At 61.4% G+C, this 16082-nt stretch carries 17 protein-coding genes; 4 read left to right on the forward strand and 13 right to left on the reverse strand.

All coding sequences use genetic code 11. From position 1 onward, the window contains the following. Positions 1-2 precede the first annotated feature (2 nt). The 3 genes from cyoB to NPS58_RS24665 all read right to left on the reverse strand — a co-directional run bounded on the left by cyoB (position 3) and on the right by NPS58_RS24665 (position 4040). Positions 3-2021 (reverse strand): cytochrome o ubiquinol oxidase subunit I, encoded by a 2019-nt coding sequence (gene cyoB / locus NPS58_RS24655; RefSeq protein WP_274117862.1) that lies wholly within the window; start codon positions 2019-2021, stop codon positions 3-5. Between the two features lie 3 nt (positions 2022-2024). Continuing rightward, complete coding sequence (gene cyoA / locus NPS58_RS24660) at positions 2025-2969, reverse strand: ubiquinol oxidase subunit II (RefSeq protein ID WP_274117863.1); 945 nt, start codon at positions 2967-2969, stop codon at positions 2025-2027. A 564-nt stretch (positions 2970-3533) separates the two neighbouring features. Further along, complete coding sequence (locus tag NPS58_RS24665; RefSeq protein WP_274117864.1) at positions 3534-4040, reverse strand: disulfide bond formation protein B; 507 nt, start codon at positions 4038-4040, stop codon at positions 3534-3536. Between the two features lie 237 nt (positions 4041-4277). On the opposite strand from NPS58_RS24665, the gene NPS58_RS24670 reads away from it, so the two are divergent. Next, on the forward strand, positions 4278-4541 hold the full coding sequence (locus tag NPS58_RS24670; RefSeq protein WP_274117865.1) for a YebG family protein: 264 nt from the start codon (positions 4278-4280) through the stop codon (positions 4539-4541). 3 nt (positions 4542-4544) lie between these two features. Here the strand turns inward: NPS58_RS24670 and NPS58_RS24675 are convergent, their stop codons facing one another. After that, on the reverse strand, positions 4545-5564 hold the full coding sequence (locus NPS58_RS24675; protein ID WP_274117866.1) for a Leu/Phe/Val dehydrogenase: 1020 nt from the start codon (positions 5562-5564) through the stop codon (positions 4545-4547). A 125-nt stretch (positions 5565-5689) separates the two neighbouring features. Between NPS58_RS24675 and NPS58_RS24680 the strand changes: the two genes are divergently transcribed. Then, positions 5690-6496, forward strand: a complete 807-nt coding sequence (locus NPS58_RS24680; protein ID WP_274117867.1) for a SirB1 family protein — start codon at positions 5690-5692, stop codon at positions 6494-6496. 1 nt (position 6497) lies between these two features. Here NPS58_RS24680 and maiA read toward each other — a convergent pair whose 3' ends face one another. From maiA to hmgA, 3 genes are read right to left on the reverse strand one after another with little or no spacing between them, the layout of a single operon-like run. Next, a complete protein-coding gene (gene maiA, locus NPS58_RS24685) occupies positions 6498-7124 on the reverse strand; it encodes a maleylacetoacetate isomerase (RefSeq protein ID WP_274117868.1) in 627 nt (208 codons plus the stop codon). A gap of 12 nt (positions 7125-7136) precedes the next feature. After that, positions 7137-8429, reverse strand: a complete 1293-nt coding sequence (gene fahA, locus NPS58_RS24690; RefSeq protein ID WP_274117869.1) for a fumarylacetoacetase — start codon at positions 8427-8429, stop codon at positions 7137-7139. 3 nt (positions 8430-8432) lie between these two features. Beyond that, positions 8433-9734, reverse strand: a complete 1302-nt coding sequence (gene hmgA, locus NPS58_RS24695; RefSeq protein ID WP_274117870.1) for a homogentisate 1,2-dioxygenase — start codon at positions 9732-9734, stop codon at positions 8433-8435. A gap of 173 nt (positions 9735-9907) precedes the next feature. On the opposite strand from hmgA, the gene NPS58_RS24700 reads away from it, so the two are divergent. Further along, positions 9908-10693, forward strand: a complete 786-nt coding sequence (locus tag NPS58_RS24700) for an IclR family transcriptional regulator (RefSeq protein WP_274117871.1) — start codon at positions 9908-9910, stop codon at positions 10691-10693. Positions 10694-10988: 295 nt separating this feature from the next. Here NPS58_RS24700 and NPS58_RS24705 read toward each other — a convergent pair whose 3' ends face one another. The 5 genes from NPS58_RS24705 to NPS58_RS24725 form a co-directional block, all read right to left on the reverse strand. Then, positions 10989-11342, reverse strand: a complete 354-nt coding sequence (locus NPS58_RS24705) for a hypothetical protein (protein ID WP_274117872.1) — start codon at positions 11340-11342, stop codon at positions 10989-10991. Between the two features lie 78 nt (positions 11343-11420). Beyond that, positions 11421-12329: an SDR family oxidoreductase gene (locus NPS58_RS24710; protein ID WP_274117873.1), complete on the reverse strand. Its 909-nt coding sequence runs from the start codon at positions 12327-12329 to the stop codon at positions 11421-11423. 128 nt (positions 12330-12457) lie between these two features. Then, on the reverse strand, positions 12458-13363 hold the full coding sequence (locus NPS58_RS24715; protein ID WP_274117874.1) for an alpha/beta fold hydrolase: 906 nt from the start codon (positions 13361-13363) through the stop codon (positions 12458-12460). A 185-nt stretch (positions 13364-13548) separates the two neighbouring features. Then, on the reverse strand, positions 13549-14235 hold the full coding sequence (locus NPS58_RS24720) for an LrgB family protein (RefSeq protein WP_274117875.1): 687 nt from the start codon (positions 14233-14235) through the stop codon (positions 13549-13551). Then, positions 14225-14611 (reverse strand): CidA/LrgA family protein, encoded by a 387-nt coding sequence (locus NPS58_RS24725; protein ID WP_274117877.1) that lies wholly within the window; start codon positions 14609-14611, stop codon positions 14225-14227. The genes NPS58_RS24720 and NPS58_RS24725 overlap by 11 nt, the downstream gene beginning before the upstream one ends. A 97-nt stretch (positions 14612-14708) precedes the next feature. On the opposite strand from NPS58_RS24725, the gene NPS58_RS24730 reads away from it, so the two are divergent. Beyond that, the gene (locus NPS58_RS24730) at positions 14709-15596 is read left to right on the forward strand and encodes a LysR family transcriptional regulator (RefSeq protein ID WP_274117878.1); all 888 of its coding nucleotides are present in this window, start codon (positions 14709-14711) and stop codon (positions 15594-15596) included. On the opposite strand, the gene NPS58_RS24735 is transcribed toward NPS58_RS24730, so the two are convergent. Continuing rightward, on the reverse strand, positions 15597-16052 hold the full coding sequence (locus tag NPS58_RS24735; protein WP_274117879.1) for a flavodoxin: 456 nt from the start codon (positions 16050-16052) through the stop codon (positions 15597-15599). Positions 16053-16082: the final 30 nt, after the last annotated feature.

A 16082-nucleotide genomic window follows, 5' to 3' on the forward strand; every position in this document is an offset into this window, starting at 1 on the left:
GATTAAACCCGTTCAAACGATTCGACACGTGCGCCAGCCGGAGTACCGGTAGCCAGGCCCAGGGACTTCATGCGCTCACCTTCGATGCGCGCTACTTCCTCGGCAGGAACCATGTAGCCCTGGTCGTCACGCGCAGCGTGGGCGACGAAGACAGCGATGGTGCCAACCAGGCTGGCCGCGACCAGCCACCAGATGTGCCAGACGAAGGCAAAGCCGAAGACGGTGATCAGTGCGCCCATGTACACGCCGGTGGCAGTGTTGTTAGGCATGTGGATCGGTGCGTACTTGGCTGGAGCCTTGTAGGCGACACCCGCTTCCTTGGTTTCGTGCCAGGCGTCCAGGCCGACTTTCTCAGGCATGGTGGCGAAGTTGTAGAACGGTGGTGGCGACGAGGTCGACCATTCCAGGGTACGGCCGTTCCACGGGTCACCGGTCACGTCCATGTTGTCCTTGCGGTCACGGATCGAGACGTACAGCTGGATCAGCTGGCAAGCGATACCGAACAGGATCAGCACAGCACCCGCCATGGCAACGTACAGGTACATTTCCCACGCTGGGTTATCGGAGTGGTTCAGACGACGGGTCATACCCATGAAGCCCAGTGCGTACAGCGGCATGAAGGCCACGTAGAAACCGGAGATCCAGAACCAGAAGGCAGCTTTGCCCCACTTCTCGTTCAGGGTGAAACCGAAGGCTTTCGGGAACCAGAAGGCGAAGCCGGCAATGTAGCCGAACACCGCACCACCGATGATCACGTTGTGGAAGTGGGCGATTACGAACAGGCTGTTGTGCAGAACAAAGTCAGCACCTGGAACAGCCAGCAGAACGCCGGTCATACCACCGATCGAGAAGGTAATCATGAAGCCCAGGGTCCAAAGTACCGGCGCGGTGAAGCGCAGACGGCCCTGGTAAATCGTGAACAGCCAGTTGAACAACTTCACACCGGTCGGGATCGAAATCAGCATGGTTGCCAATCCGAAGAAGGTGTTGACGCTTGCGCCCGAACCCATGGTGAAGAAGTGGTGCAGCCATACCGCAAAGCCCAGTACCGCGATCGCGCCCGAAGCGTAGATCATCGACTTGTGGCCGAACAGGCGCTTGCCGGTGAAGGTCGAGGTGACTTCCGAGAACACACCGAAGGCCGGCAGGATCAGGATGTAAACCTCAGGGTGACCCCAGGCCCAGAACAGGTTGACGTACATCATCGGATTGCCACCAAGTTCGTTGGTGAAAATGTGGAAATCCATGTAACGGTCAAGCGTCAGCAGTGCCAGGGTAGCGGTCAGGATCGGGAACGAAGCCACGATCAGGACGTTGGCCCAGGTGCAGGTCCAGGTGAAGATCGGCATGTCCATCAGCTTCATGCCAGGGGCGCGCATTTTCAGCACGGTGGCGAGGAAGTTGACGCCTGTCAACGTTGTACCCAGACCGGATATCTGTAGCGCCCAGATGTAGTAGTCGACACCGACTCCAGGGCTGTACTGGATACCTGCCAGCGGCGGATAGGCCACCCAGCCGGTCTTGGCGAATTCACCAACGCCCAGGGAGATGTTGACCAACGCAACGCCGGACACCAGCAGCCAGAAGCTCAGGGAGTTCAGGAACGGGAAGGCAACGTCACGGGCACCGATCTGCAGGGGCAGCGCCAGGTTCATCAGGCCGGTGAAGAATGGCATCGCCATGAAGATGATCATGATCACACCGTGGGCGGTGAAGATCTGGTCATAGTGTTCAGGCGGCAGGTAGCCTTCGGAGCCGGCAGTGGCCATGGCCAACTGCGAGCGCATCATGATGGCGTCGGCAAAGCCGCGCAGCAGCATGATCATCGCGACGATGATGTACATCACCCCGATCTTTTTGTGGTCGACCGAAGTCAGCCACTCGGTCCACAAGTAGGTCCACTTGCGGAAATAAGTGATAGCACCAACGAGCGCGAGACCGCCGAGCGCAATCATGGCAATCGTCACCATGACTATCGGCTCGTGATACGGAATCGCATCCAGACTTAGTTTACCGAACATCTCTTACTCCTCTGCCCCAGCAGCTGAATGCATACTCACGTCCATCCCTTCGGTACCGGCCGCTGCTTTGGTCTGCTCTTCGTGAACCACCGGCTTGCCACGGTTCATGCCTTCGTATTTATCTACGATGTCCTGGAACGTGTCAGACGGGGCCACGCTGTACAGCGCGACTGGATTGTTTTCGCTAGGTTTGGCCAATGCCGCGTATTCAGCCGGATCCAGCTGTTTAGGCGATTGCTTGACTTCGTTCACCCATGCCTCGAAATCGGCCTGGGAGGTGGCGATTGCCTTGAACTTCATACCGGTGAAACCTGCACCGCTGTAGTTCGCCGAGATACCGTCGAACTCGCCGTTCTCGTTGGCGATCAGGTGCAGCTTGGTGGTCATGCCGGCCATCGCGTAGATCTGGCCGCCCAGGCCCGGAATGAAGAACGAGTTCATCACCGAGTCGGAGGTCACGCGGAAGTTGACCGGGGTGTTGGCCGGGAAGACGATCTTGTTGACCGTGGCAATGCCTTGTTCCGGGTAGATGAACAGCCATTTCCAGTCCAGGGCGACCACGTCGATCTGCACCGGCTTCACATCGGAAACCAGCGGACGATACGGGTCCAGCTCGTGGGTGGTCTTGTAGGTCACATAGCCCAGGGCAATGATGATCAGTACCGGGATGGTCCACACCGCCACTTCGATCTTGGTCGAGTGCGACCAGTCAGGGGTGTAGGTGGCCGCCTTGTTGGAAGCGCGATACTTCCAGGCGAACGCGATGGTCATGAAAATGACAGGAATCACCACCAGCAACATCAAGCCGGTAGCGATGAGGATAAGGTTCTTTTGCTCAATGCCGACCTGGCCCTTCGGGTCGAGCAGGGTCCAGTTGCACCCACTGAGTAAAAGCATGCCTAAAAAGGGCAGAATGCCAAACAGTCTGGGGTAACGCTTTTTACTCATCTCACGACCTCTAGAGCAGCTTGCTTCAATGCAATTTGTGTTTTGGTCGCCAACACTTCGTCCTGCCAAGCGTCAGCATTTATGGGATCGAATACGGTCATACCGTGATGCCAGCTGCGGCGGCTCGGTATCGACCGGGTATTACGGTGCTTATTATTTTGACTTCGTAGGCAACAGGCCTGTGTTCAGACCAATTCCATTTGGTGCGGGAAATCACGGAGGGGGGTCAGCCCGGCATCGCCGCAGGCGATGCTCATCAGAGTCAGCAAAAAGAAGCCTGGGGCTCCTTTGTTCCTGCGACTCGCAAGCGGTGCCGAACGGAAATTGGGGGCGATTGTAGATAGGTAGACATTCAATGACTATGACTAATTGAGCAACAGTCCTTTACCGAATCCGTAACAATAGCGCGTTACAAATCAGTTTCGCGACAGTTTGTCGCACCCCTTCCAATACCCCTGGAAAGCCCGTTCTACAAGGCTTGGTGATTGATCAAGATCAACCGGGGTGCGACATAATGTGAAAAATTCATTGCCCAGCAGACTTGCGTCAATACATGACTTTTGTCTAAGCCTTGCGGCGGTTCCGGTAGATCCCCAAGGGCACCAGAATGGTAGTCAAAGTGAACGCCAGCAACGCCCACTGCGCCAGTGAAAGACCCAGGACGGGCGGGTACGGCGTTGAGCAGAATCCATCGACCTGGAACACCAGCGGCAACACTGACGCCAACGGCAAGCCATCGACGATTGGCTGAAGGGTATCGATGCCGCAGCTGACAGCTGGGTTGGCCAGGATATAGACGTGGTTACCCGCCGCGGCCATCCCCCCCATCGCGCTGAGCACAACCAGGCCCTCGAGGATCGTCAGGCTGCGGCGCTCCGGCATCGCGGCACCGATAAAGGCAAACAAGGCAATCAGCAACAACGCATAGCGCTGCAGGATACACAGCGGGCATGGCGCCTCGCCGAGAACGATCTGCATGTACAGGGCACCACCGATAAGCGCGAGGCAGATCACTCCCAGCAGTACCAGAAAGCGCCGTTCCCGGTTCAGGCGCGATGTTTGATCGTTCATTGCGAATCCTTGATTGACTAGATGGCTCGACTGCCTGGCCGGAATTCTACACGCTGGAGAAGACCATTGAGAGCAGTAAAAGTGCCGACCCAGGGCTGGAAAAGCCGACACGGCTTGCACCGCAGGGCAGACTGCTGAATTGCCACTATCTTAGTCCTGAGGATTACCCTATCATTAACACTGTACAAATACACAGTGTTAAGCACATCGAAATTCAAAAGGCATGTGAGGTGATGAATGGCCGTCGAAGTGGTATACCGCAGCAGCCGCGATCTGGAGCGCTTGTTCATGGATAAAGCTGAAGCAGACCGTCACGACAAAATGCTCGAGCTGGCCGAGCTGCTTGCCGAGGTCCTGAAAAAAGCCGTGCCGTCGCTCAGCGAACAGCAGGTCGAGGATGCTGGCATATATATGGCAAAGAACCGCGACATCTTCGCCAAGGCGTTCAAGAGCCAGCCCGACGCCCTGTCCGAGCTGCTTTCGGATACTCCAGCCGAGTAACCTTCAGCCGTAGATCAAGCGTTCGGCCAGCATTTGCGCCACCCGCGCCGGCGAGCGTTTTTCTGCCTGGGCGTGGGCGAACACCTCGGTCAGGCGCGAGGGTATGCGTGCCAGATGGCCGGTGATGGTGTTGAGTTCTTCGCCACGGTGCTTGAGCGCCACGTAGATAAGGCCACCGGCGTTGATCACGTAGTCGGGCGCATAGAGTATCCCGCGACTCTCCAGTTGATCGGCCACCTGCAAGGTGGTCAGCTGGTTGTTGGCCGCACCCGCCACAGCAGCACAGCGCAACTGCATCACACTCTGGCCATTGAGCACCGGCCCTACCCCGCACGGGGCAAAGATGTCGCACGGTGTACTGATGAGCATCTCGTTGGCCACTGGCCGCGCATTGAACTGTTCGATCGCCAGTTGCACCCGTCCTGGGTCATGGTCGCTGACCAATAACTCGGCACCGGCGGCATGCAGTTGCTCGGCCAGTGCATAGCCGACATTACCCAGCCCCTGCACCGCCACCCGCAAGCCTTCCAGGTTGTCGCTGCCCAGGCGGGCCATGGAGGTGGCGCGAATGCCGGCGAACACCCCCATCGCCGCATGGGGCGAAGGATCGCCTGCCGACGTGGTGCTGGTGACATGCTGGGTGGTCTGGGCGATGCAGTCCATGTCCAGGGTGGAGGTGCCGCTGTCCACGGCGGTGATGAAGCGTCCTTGCAGGGTGTCGACAAAGCGACCGAAAGCCTCGAACAGCGCCGCGCGGTTTTCCACATGCGGGTTGCGGATGATCACCGCCTTCCCGCCGCCTAGCGGCAGGCCGGCCAGCGCCGCCTTGTAGCTCATGCCCTGGGCCAGGCGAATGGCGTCGATCATGGCGCTGTCGTCGTCCGGATAAGCCAGGTAGCGACACCCGCCCATTGCCGGCCCGAGGTGTTCGCTGTGAATGGCAACCACGGCCTTCAGGCCTGTTGGCGGGTCAATGCACAGGTGCAGCGATTGCGTACGCGTGCTTTGCATGAGAGCGAACATCAGCGGGCTCCTCAGTGAGGTGCTGTTCCCAGTATAGGTCGCCGTTCGGGCAATGCTGACAATGCCCGGACCACTGGACGAACGCCTTGGCCAGCGCTACAACAGAAGCTTGAGCGGAGATTGTCATGACCCCACGCCAAGCCTGCATGGCCTGCCTCGAACGTGACCCCGTCGCCTTGTTGGAAGCGGCGATGTGGATTGCTGCCGAACACGATGAAGGGGTCGACCCCGCCCAGCAAATGCGCATGGTCCGCGACCTGCAACTGGAGGTCAGCAATCATCTGCCCATGCTGCCGCTGTGCGAACTCGCACAGCCCTTGCTGCGCGAACTCAATGCAATGGGCTTCCAGCAGGACGAGTATCACCCACTGCGCCCGCAAGCGGCCCTGCTCGATAAAGTACTGGAGCGTCGTCGCGGGCAACCGTTGGCGTTGGCGCTGCTGACCCTGGAACTGGCCCGAGGCCTGTCGATTCCGATGGAAGGGGTGAATTTTCCCGGGCATTTCCTGCTGCGCGTACCCGGCGCCGATCACCTGCTCGACCCTTGCGGCGGCCGCAGGCTTTACCCCGCCGACTGCCGCGAACTGCTGGGACGACAGTTCGGCCCGCAACTGCAGCTCAACGCCGAGCACCTGCTGACGGCCACCCCGCAGCAGATGCTGCAGCGCCTGTCACGCAACCTGCGCCAACTTCACTCCACCCATGACGACGACCTGGCCGCCCTCAAGGATGCCGAGCGCGTACTGCAGTTGGGGCCGGCGACCGCCAGCGACTACCTGGCCCGGGCTACGCTTTACCAGCACCTGGACTGCCCCCAGGCCGAACGCTTCGACCTGGAGTATGCCCTGCTGCTCAGCGATGACCCGATCCAGCGCCTGCGCCTTACCGAGCGCCTTGGCCAACTGCCGCCGCTGACGCCCTCGCTGCATTAGCTCAAGGGTTGTCAGGCTGCCGGGACGGGTGCGCCTGGATGAACGCCGAGTGCTGTTCGGCCAGTGCCGCCACGCGGCGGATCCGCGAATAGTCGGCAAGGCTGATATTGAAACGTTCGGCCGCATACAGCTGCGGAATCAGGTACACATCCGCGAGTCCCGGTTCTTCTCCAAAGCAGAAGCCCTCGTCGCCGATCAATTGTTCCACCGCCGCCAGGCCCTGGCTGATCCAATGGGCAATCCATTGGTTGACCTGGTCTTCATCGTGGCCCAGCTCACGCAGTTGCTTGAGCACGCTGACATTGTGCAGCGGATGCACGTCGCAACCGATCAACGCAGCCACCCCTCGTACCCGGGCGCGCACGACGTGATCCTCGGGCAACAGCGCCGGTTGAGGATAAACCTCTTCCAGGTACTCGATGATCGCCGGCGACTGCACCAGCAGTTCACCGGAGTCGATCCGCAGTGCCGGCACCCGCCCCTGAGGGTTGAGTGCCAGGAAGCCAGGCTGCGCTTGCTCGCCCTTGAGCAGGTTGACCGGCACGTACTGGTACTCAAGTTGCTTGAGCGCCAGGGCAATCCGCACACGGTAGGACGAGGTCGAGCGGTAATAGTTGAACAGATCCATGGCCCTGCCCTCTCAATGTGCCGGAAGGATCTTGCCGCGGCATTCGCCGAACCCTATCGACGCCACGCCGTCGCGCACGCAACGGGCACGCAGAATGATCTCGTCACCGTCTTCAAGGAACTTGCGCACCTCGCCAGACGCCAGTTGCACGGGCTCCTTGCCGCCCTGGGTAATCTCCAGCAGGCTGCCGAACTGGCCAGGCTGGGCCCCCGACAGCGTGCCCGAGCCGAACAGGTCGCCCGGCTGCAACTGGCAACCGTTGACACTGTGGTGGGCAACCATCTGCGCCACGGTCCAGTACATGCTTAGAGTATTGCTCAAGGTCAGGCGATGGGCTGGCAGGTTTTGCTCACGCATGCGTTCGGTCAGCAGCAGCACTTCGAGTTCGATGTCGAAGGCGCCGCCCGCCTGGTCACGGGTATCCAACAGGTACGACAGCGGCTGCGGATCGCCTTCGGGACGTGCAGGCTGGGCACATCGGAATGGCTCCAGCGCCTCGGCGGTGACGACCCAGGGGGAAACGCTCGAGATGAAGCTCTTGGACAGGAACGGCCCCAGCGGCTGGTACTCCCAGGCCTGGATGTCACGGGCCGACCAGTCATTGAGCAGGCAGAAACCGGCGATGTGCTCGGCAGCCTCGGCTACCGGGATCGACTCGCCCATCTCGTTGCCCTGGCCAATCCAGATACCCAACTCCAGTTCGTAGTCCAGGCGCGCGCACGGGCCGAAGCTCGGCTCGCTCTGCCCGGCCGGAAGGGTCTGGCCCTTGGGGCGGCGCACGTCGGTGCCTGATGGGCGAATGGTCGAGGCGCGGCCGTGGTAGCCGATCGGCACGTACTTGTAGTTGGGCAGCAGCGGGTTGTCGGGGCGGAACAACTTGCCGACGTTCTTGGCGTGCTCGATGCCGACATAGAAGTCGGTGTAGTCGCCGATCTGCGCGGGCAGGTGCAATTGACAGGCGCTGCTTGCCAGCAGCAGTGGCTGGAGGGCCGCCTGGTGCTCGCTGTGCTCGCCCAGCAGTTCCAGCAGGCGCTCGCGCAGCGCTACGCGGGCAGCACGGCCCAGGGCGAAGAAGGCGTTCAGCGAACCGCCCCGGGTCGCTTCGACCGCAGCACGGGCCTGGCCCTCGAACAGGCCGGCAGCCAGCGCGCCCTCAAGGTCGAGAATGGCATCGCCAATGGCCACGCCGCAGCGCTTGGCCTGGTCGTTATGGGTGAAGATCCCCAGCGGCAGGTTCTGCAGCGGAAAATCGCGATGCCCGTTGGCGTGTTCGACCCAACTGCGGGCAATGGCGGACTGATTCATGGGTTATCTCCGATTCGGGGTGAAGGTGCTCGGCAACGTGGCCCAGCAACTATCGTAGTCGGCCTGCAATTGCGGGCACTCAAGCGCATGGCGGCTCGGACGCAGCACCTGGCTGGTCTCGAACATGAAGGCCATGGTGTTGTCGATCTTGTTCGGTGCAAGGTCCACGGCGATGGCCTTGGTGCAGGTCTCTGCATCCGGGCCGTGGGCGCTCATGCAGCTGTGCAGGGACGCGCCGCCAGGCAGGAAGCCTTCGGCCTTGGCATCGTAGGCGCCCTGGATCAGGCCCATGAACTCGTTCATCAGGTTGCGGTGGAACCACGGTGGACGGAAGGTGTTCTCGGCCACCATCCAGCGTGGCGGGAAGATGACGAAGTCTAGGTTGGCCATGCCGGGCACGCTGGTTGGCGAAGTGAGCACGGTGAAAATCGACGGGTCCGGATGGTCGAAGCTGACCGTGCCGATGGTGTTGAAGCGACGCAGGTCGTACTTGTAGGGCACGTTGTTACCGTGCCAGGCCACCACATCCAGCGGCGAATGATTGAGCTGGCAACCCCACAGTTCGCCGAGGAACTTCTGCACCAGCTGCACCGGGCCCTGGTGGTCCTCATAGTGCGCGACCGGTGCGAGAAAATCCCGAGGGTTTGCCAAGCCGTTGCTGCCGATCGGCCCCAGGTCCGGAATGCGCAGCGGTGCGCCATGGTTCTCGGCAAGGTAGCCACGGGCCTGCTTGTCGAGCAATTCGACGCGGAACTTCAAGCCGCGCGGCAGCACGGCGATTTCCAGCGGCTCGACGTCCAGCACGCCCAACTCGGTGACGATGCGCAGGCGACCCAGTTCCGGCACCAGCAGCAGCTCGCCGTCGGCGTTGAAGAACACCCGCTCCATGGAGCGGTTGGCGCTGTAGTTGTAGATGCTGATGCCGGCCGGCTTCTCGCTCGCCGAGTTCGCGGCCATGGCCACCCAGCCATCGATGAAGTCGGTCGGCTCGCTCGGCAACGCCTGCGGGCTCCAGCGCAAGCGGTTGGGCGTAACCTGGCCCAGCGGGCCACCGGCCAGTTGTCGCTCCAGGCGCTCGAAACGCGGATGCAGGGCCGAAGGCCGGATGCGGTACATCCAGGTGCGGCGCATTTCGCTGCGGGTCATGGTGAAGGCGGTGCCTGAGAACAGCTCGGCATACAGGCCGTAGGGCGCTTTTTGCGGCGAGTTCTGCCCCACCGGCAAGGCGCCGGGCAAGGCTTCGCTGGCGAATTCGTTGCCAAATCCACTCAGGTAGTCGAGGACGGGGGTGCTATCGAGGTTCATCGAGCCTCCGGGCCCAATGCAGGCCGGTTGATGGCAGTTGGCTGCAAGTCGTTCACCGGGGCAGCGCTTCTGCGTTATTTTTATCGTAATTACATTACGCATAACGTAATTTGATTGACGAAGACCGTCAAGCTATAAAGACGCCCACCTGGACAACCCGGATCGAACGCACCATGGCCAAAGCCAGCTCCCCCGCCGACAGCGCCGGCAAACAGAAGGTCCGCTCGGCCGAAGTCGGCACCGACATCCTCAAGGCCCTGGCCCAGTTGTCGCCATCAACCTCGCTTTCACGCCTGGCCGAGCATGTCGACATGCCAGCCAGCAAGGTCCATCGCTACCTGCAAGCCCTGATCGCCAGTGGCTTTGCCGAGCAGAACCCGGCCACCAACCACTATGGCCTGGGCCGCGAAGCCTTGCGCGTGGGGCTTGCGGCCCTGGGTGGAATGGATGTGCTGAAGGTCGCGGCGATGCCGCTGTCGCAATTGCGCGACGATTTGAACGAAAGCTGCTTTATCGCCGTATGGGGTAATCAGGGCGCTACCGTGGTCAACATCGAACCTGCGGTACGCGCCGTGACCGTAGTGACCCAGATTGGCTCGGTGCTGCCGCTGCTCAGTTCATCGACGGGGCTGGTGTTCGGCGCCTACTTGCCGGAGCGCGAAACCATCGAACTGCGTGACCAGGAACTGGTGGTCCTCGGCCAAGGCGCCAGCGAATACGAGACGCTGTTCGCCAGCATCCGTGAACGCGGCCTGCACCATGTCCACGGCTTGTTGATGCCGGGTGTCGATGCGCTCTCGGCCCCGGTGTTCAATGCGGTCGGCAAGATTGCCGCAGTGCTGACCGTGGTCGGCCCGACGTCGATCTTCCATGCCGACGAGCAAGGCCCGGCGGCACAGCAACTGCTGGCAGCGGCCAGGCAGATCAGCTGGCGCATGGGCTACGAAGAAGCCCGGTGAACTATTCACAAAGAATCACAGTCATTAACAGGTGCCTGGGCTAACGTTAGCGACACGGCACTGTTGCCCAGTGTGTAACAGTGATTGTCAGCAGCCGCTATTTTTCCTTGAGGGTCAGCGGCTTATTCTGTTTGCACCAGGACGGCACTGTAGCAACAGGCCCTCCAGGCCGGACACTCAAGGCGTGAACACCCCGCTGGTCCGGCACCAGGTTCACCGACGTTGATTTTGAAGCTCCTTGATCTGCGTCTTACTTGGCCGCTACGTCTGTAGCGGCCTTTTTTATGCGCGCAGGTCAGTCGTCATCGCTGTCGTCGAAATGAAAACGGTGCAGCAAGCGGTGAGCGATTGGCGCGAAGATCAAGCCGATAGTGGCGACGAATACCAGCCCTACATACAGGCCGTAGCCGGCGAAGAACAGCTTGCCACCGATGCTCTGCGGGAGAATTACCGGCCCCACCCCACCCAGCAGCAAAGTGGCGTTGAAAATGGCGTCATGCAACGGAATGTGCGGCTCGAAGTACAGGTGCCCCACCACCCCCAACAGTACCGAGCCGATCAGCAGCAGGCAGGCTGCCACGGCATGCCACATCAGGCGCCAGCGAAACTGGCGAGGCGAAATGACGGCGTCGTTCTTGGACTCGTACATCCCTTGTACTCCTGTATCGATCGTGGCCGTCCAGCATAGGTAACTTCGGTTGGCGACCACAACCACAGGGCTTGAGCCTTATTGATACTTCTGCAGATTGGCCATCATCTGCTGCAACGCCTCCAGGGTGTCGTGGGGATGCACGGCGTTATCAAAATTGCCGATGCGCTCCCAGTTGGCAGCCACATCCTCCGGCGAGAAGCCTTCATGGGGGTTGAAGCCCACACCCAGGCTGCGCTCCCAGCGCACCTTGCCGATCCAGCCGCCCCCCACTTCATACAGGCCGCCAGTGTCCTGGCACCGTTCGCTTCCCAGATACACCACCAACGGGCTGACGAGTTCAGGCTTGAGCTGTTCGAACACTTGCGGTGGCAGCAACCCTTCGGTCATGCGCGTGCCGCCGGTGGGTGCGATGGCGTTGACCAGGATGCCGTGCTTGCGTCCTTCAATGGCCAGGGTGCGGGTCAGGCCGTACAGGCCAAGCTTGGCCATGCCGTAATTGGCCTGGCCGAAATTGCCGTAGATGCCCGAGGTCGACGAGGTGAACACCACCCGCCCGCCATTCTGTTCGCGCAGGTGCGTCCAGGCAGCGCGGGTGACCTTGTAGGCGCCTTCGACATGCACCTGGTACACCTGCTCCCAGTCGCTGTCTTCCATCTTGTGGAATGTCTTGTCGCGCAGGATGCCAGCATTGTTGACCAGCACATCGACCCGGCCGAAGGTGTCCAGCGCTTGCTCGACGATCCGCTGGCCGTCGCTGACCGAGTCATGGTTGGCCACCGCCGTGCCACCTGCCTCGCGAATCTGCGCCACCACCCGGTCGGCGGCCGAGGTACTGGCCCCTTCGCCATGGGTCGAGCCGCCCAGGTCGTTGACCACCACCCGCGCCCCATGGCGGGCGAACAGCAAGGCATGTGCCTGCCCCAGGCCACCACCGGCTCCAGTGACAATGACCACTTTTTCGTCCAGGCGCAGTGAATCGTTCATGCTCAACACTCCAGCAATTCGGCAAGGGATGCCCGAGTGTCGGCCAGCACCAGCCGGCACACAATCAAGCGGGCACAGGGTGAATGGCAGGCAATAAGGTCAAGCGATGATGGGTTGCGCCCGGCCGATCACGACCAGGCGACTTTCTGGGGAATGTGCGCCAGCGGCTGCTCACGGAATTCCAGGTAATGGCGCAGCACCTGTACCGGCGCTTCGGTATGGGGGTAATGGCCGATGCCATGCAGCGACACCGAGTCGGGGTCGGGTACCAGTTCGTTGTAGCGCTCGAGCATGTGTGCCCCGGACACCGGGTCGACCGCACCGTTGATAAAGCGCAACGGCACCGCTTTGCTCATCAAGGCGCCAACCCACCGTTCGCGATAGGTCGTGCGCTCGGGTACATAGGCAACCAGTTTGTGCAGGATCCGCGTACCGCGGTTCGTGGCGATCAGGCTCCAGTAGTCGTCCAGCGCGCTTTCGCTGGGATGGGTGCAAGGCCCGTAGATCTGCGTGACATGGCGTACCAGGTCATCACGCCCGAACGAGCGCCCCACCAGCCACCCCAGGCGGCTGAGCAGCAGCTTCTGGATCAGCAACGCCCGGTGCCGTTCGGGAAACAGGCCCCCATTGAGGAATACACAACTGGCGACCTGCGCTCGCCCCTCATGGTGGCGCGCCAACAGTTCTTGGGAGACGCTGGCGCCGTAATCATGCGCCAGCAAGTGCACGGGCTGGTCGACCTGCAGGTGCTTGAGCAACGCCTGCTGCAGATCGGTCTGCTCCATCAGGCTGTAGCGGTGATGCAGCGGCTTTGCCGAATCACCAAAACCGAGCATGTCGCAGGCAATTACCCGAAAACGTTGGGCCAGTGGCGCCCACAGGTAGTGCCAATCCCAGCTCGCGGTGGGAAATCCGTGGATAAGCAGCAGGGGTTCACCTTGCCCTGCCGTCCAGTATCGAATGTTCTGGTCTCGGAACGAGAAGCTCAGGCCCCGGGTCCTCCAGACACACAATGGAATCTCGGCCAAAGGCATCAGGGGCGTCCCAGTCGGTAGATGTAGGTCGCACTGAGCAAGGCAGCGGCTGCGGTCATTGCAATCACCTCGGCACATTCGTGTGCTCTATTGGATCCAGTCTAGCCAGTACTGGTTCGCAGGTGAGTTGCATTGGCAGCCAGCTTATTGACCCTGTGAGTCAGCCGGTCAAATAGAGAGGCGCATCACAACAACACTGTGAGCAGTGGCGCGGCAAACAGGTTGAGCAACCCGGTGAGGACCATCACCAGCCCCGCAACAGAGCCTTCCTCGCCGCCTACCTCATGAGCTCGACTGACGCCCGCACCATGGGCACCGACTCCGAACAGCGCACCACGGGCCAAAGCTGTGCGCAGCGGCAGGAACTTGAGCAGTACCCCGCCGAACAGGGCACCCAGTACCCCGGTAAACATTACGAACACTGCCGTCAGCTCCGGCACCCCACCCAGGTCACGGGCCAGGGGCATGGCAAACGGGGTGGTGATCGAGCGCGGCAACAACGACAAGCTCACCGAATTGTCCAGCGCCAGCAGGTGCGCCAGCCCCCAGGAACTGCCGATCGACGCCGCACTGCCCACCAGCATGCCCAGCGACAAGGCCGGCCAGTGCCGCGCCAGCAAGGTGCGCTGCTGCCAGATCGGCACGGCAAAGGCCACCGTGACCGGGCCCAGCACCGACATCAGCCAATGGGTGTTGCGCGCGTACTCGGCATAGGCCGTGTGCAAGGGCACCGCGACCGCCAGCAACAGGGCGGGCACCAGGATCAGTGGAGAAAGCAGGTAGCGGCCCGTGCGCCGGTACAACCAGCGGCTGCCCAGGTAGGCCAGCAGGGTCAGCGCCAACCAGAACAGAGGCATGGGCTCAAGCGTCATGGCGCATCCTCCAGCGACACACCCACTCCACAGTCACCGCCGTCATCACCATGACCATCAAGGTGCTGACGCCGATCACCAGCAAGATCCGCCAACCTTCGTCACGCATCAGGCTGCCATAGTCGAGCAGGCTCATCAGGGCAGGGATAAAGAACAGCAGCATCTCGGCCATCAGCAGGCCCGCACCCAGTTGCAGGGTGGCAGGCTTCAACCAGCCCAGGGCGAACAGCAGCAACAGCAAGGCCAGGCCCATGACCCCGCCCGGGATCGGCCAGCCCAGCCAGGCAGCCAACTGGCCGCCGAACAGATAGAGACCAAGAAAGACCGCAAGCTCGACGAGCAAGCGCAGGAATCGTTTGATAGACGCGGGTTTCATCGCAGGGGACCTCTTCAGGCCTTCATTCTAGAAGCCTGCCCCACACGCCAAAAGCGAATTGTTAGACTTGCTTCCATTCCACAATGGAATCACGAACATGGAATTCAAACAGCTGCGCAGTTTTATCGAAGTGGTCCATCGCGGTGGCTTCACCCAGGCCGCCCATACCTTGCACATCAGCCAGTCGGCAGTAAGCAAGCAAGTGGCCCAACTGGAACAGGACCTGGGCACGCCCTTGCTTGAACGCCAGGGCTCGCACCTGCACCTGACCGCTGCCGGCAAGATCGTCCTGGAGCGTGGCGAAGCCATGCTGCGCCTGCGCCAGGAACTGCAAAACGAACTCGACGACTTGAGCCATCTGGGCCGTGGCGAACTGCGCCTCGGCCTGCCCCTGCTGGGTAGCGATGCGCTGTTCGCCGGGTTGTTCGCCGAGTACCGGCGTCGCTACCCGAACATCGGCATCCATTTGCTCGAAGGTGGCAGCCGCAGTGTCGAACAAGCCGTGCAAAGCGGCGAACTGGAACTGGGCGGCAGCCTCACGCCCAATGACCCGGCATTCGCCTACCAGCCCTTTTGCAACGAACCGCTCGATGCGCTGTTGCCTGTCGATCATCCACTGGCCGATGCCGGCCAGGTCAGCCTGGCACAACTGGCCGACACGCCGTTCCTGCTGTATCAGCGCAGTTTCGTACTCAACGATCGTTTGCTCAGTGCCTGCCAGCAACTGGGGTTCACTCCCCGGGAGGGAGGCCGTAGTGGCCAGGCCGACTTTCTCGCAGCGCTGGTGGCGGCTGGCCAGGGAGTTGTGTTGCTGCCCAGCGTGGTGGCTAGGGGACTGGAACGCCCCGGCGTGGTCCGCCTGGCGTTGAGCGAGCCCACCGACCTGCGCTGGGACATCGCCTTCATCTGGCGCCAGGGCGCCTATCTGTCACGCGCCGCGCAGGCCTGGCTGCAGTTGCTGCGCGAGCAACCGCAGTCGTCGTGATCAGCCTCGCAGTTTAGCGATGAGCTCTGCCAGCCACGGCTCGGCATCAGTCTCAGGCGTGACGGTTTCACTGGCATCCAGGCGCAGCATCGGCTGCACTTCATTGACACCCAGCTCGGCGAACAGCTCGCGCAACTGCTCGCCACCCCCACAGAAAGTATCGCCGTAGCTGGAGTCACCCAGGCCGATCACCGCACCGGGCAGGCCGCGCCAGGCGGCGGGCAGCACATCGCGAATTTCGCTGAACAACGGCATCAGGTTATCCGGCAACTCACCCATGCCAGTGGTCGAGGTCACGGCCAGAAAAGCGTCGGGCGCAAAGCCCTGGAGGTCCTGCAAGGTGGCGCGGGCAGCGTGCCAGGCCTCGAAACCTGCGGCCTTGAGCAGGGATTCGGCATGCCGTGCGACTTCTTCGGCCGTGCCGTAGACCGAACCGGAAAGGATGGCGACTTTCATAGTGGATTCCGAAACTGAGTAAAAACGTAG

The organism is Pseudomonas putida, from assembly GCF_028682455.1.
GTDB classification, from domain to species: domain Bacteria; phylum Pseudomonadota; class Gammaproteobacteria; order Pseudomonadales; family Pseudomonadaceae; genus Aquipseudomonas; species Aquipseudomonas putida_AA.

Excerpts from the sequence above, each read along its gene's own strand:
- cyoB (WP_274117862.1), bottom strand. The coding sequence starts at position 2,021 with ATGTTCGGTAAACTAAGTCTGGATGCGATTCCGTATCACGAGCCGATA.
- cyoA (WP_274117863.1), bottom strand. The coding sequence starts at position 2,969 with ATGAGTAAAAAGCGTTACCCCAGACTGTTTGGCATTCTGCCCTTTTTA.
- NPS58_RS24665 (WP_274117864.1), bottom strand. The coding sequence starts at position 4,040 with ATGAACGATCAAACATCGCGCCTGAACCGGGAACGGCGCTTTCTGGTA.
- NPS58_RS24670 (WP_274117865.1), top strand. The coding sequence starts at position 4,278 with ATGGCCGTCGAAGTGGTATACCGCAGCAGCCGCGATCTGGAGCGCTTG.
- NPS58_RS24675 (WP_274117866.1), bottom strand. The coding sequence starts at position 5,564 with ATGTTCGCTCTCATGCAAAGCACGCGTACGCAATCGCTGCACCTGTGC.
- NPS58_RS24680 (WP_274117867.1), top strand. The coding sequence starts at position 5,690 with ATGACCCCACGCCAAGCCTGCATGGCCTGCCTCGAACGTGACCCCGTC.
- maiA (WP_274117868.1), bottom strand. The coding sequence starts at position 7,124 with ATGGATCTGTTCAACTATTACCGCTCGACCTCGTCCTACCGTGTGCGG.
- fahA (WP_274117869.1), bottom strand. The coding sequence starts at position 8,429 with ATGAATCAGTCCGCCATTGCCCGCAGTTGGGTCGAACACGCCAACGGG.
- hmgA (WP_274117870.1), bottom strand. The coding sequence starts at position 9,734 with ATGAACCTCGATAGCACCCCCGTCCTCGACTACCTGAGTGGATTTGGC.
- NPS58_RS24700 (WP_274117871.1), top strand. The coding sequence starts at position 9,908 with ATGGCCAAAGCCAGCTCCCCCGCCGACAGCGCCGGCAAACAGAAGGTC.
- NPS58_RS24705 (WP_274117872.1), bottom strand. The coding sequence starts at position 11,342 with ATGTACGAGTCCAAGAACGACGCCGTCATTTCGCCTCGCCAGTTTCGC.
- NPS58_RS24710 (WP_274117873.1), bottom strand. The coding sequence starts at position 12,329 with ATGAACGATTCACTGCGCCTGGACGAAAAAGTGGTCATTGTCACTGGA.
- NPS58_RS24715 (WP_274117874.1), bottom strand. The coding sequence starts at position 13,363 with ATGCCTTTGGCCGAGATTCCATTGTGTGTCTGGAGGACCCGGGGCCTG.
- NPS58_RS24720 (WP_274117875.1), bottom strand. The coding sequence starts at position 14,235 with ATGACGCTTGAGCCCATGCCTCTGTTCTGGTTGGCGCTGACCCTGCTG.
- NPS58_RS24725 (WP_274117877.1), bottom strand. The coding sequence starts at position 14,611 with ATGAAACCCGCGTCTATCAAACGATTCCTGCGCTTGCTCGTCGAGCTT.
- NPS58_RS24730 (WP_274117878.1), top strand. The coding sequence starts at position 14,709 with ATGGAATTCAAACAGCTGCGCAGTTTTATCGAAGTGGTCCATCGCGGT.
- NPS58_RS24735 (WP_274117879.1), bottom strand. The coding sequence starts at position 16,052 with ATGAAAGTCGCCATCCTTTCCGGTTCGGTCTACGGCACGGCCGAAGAA.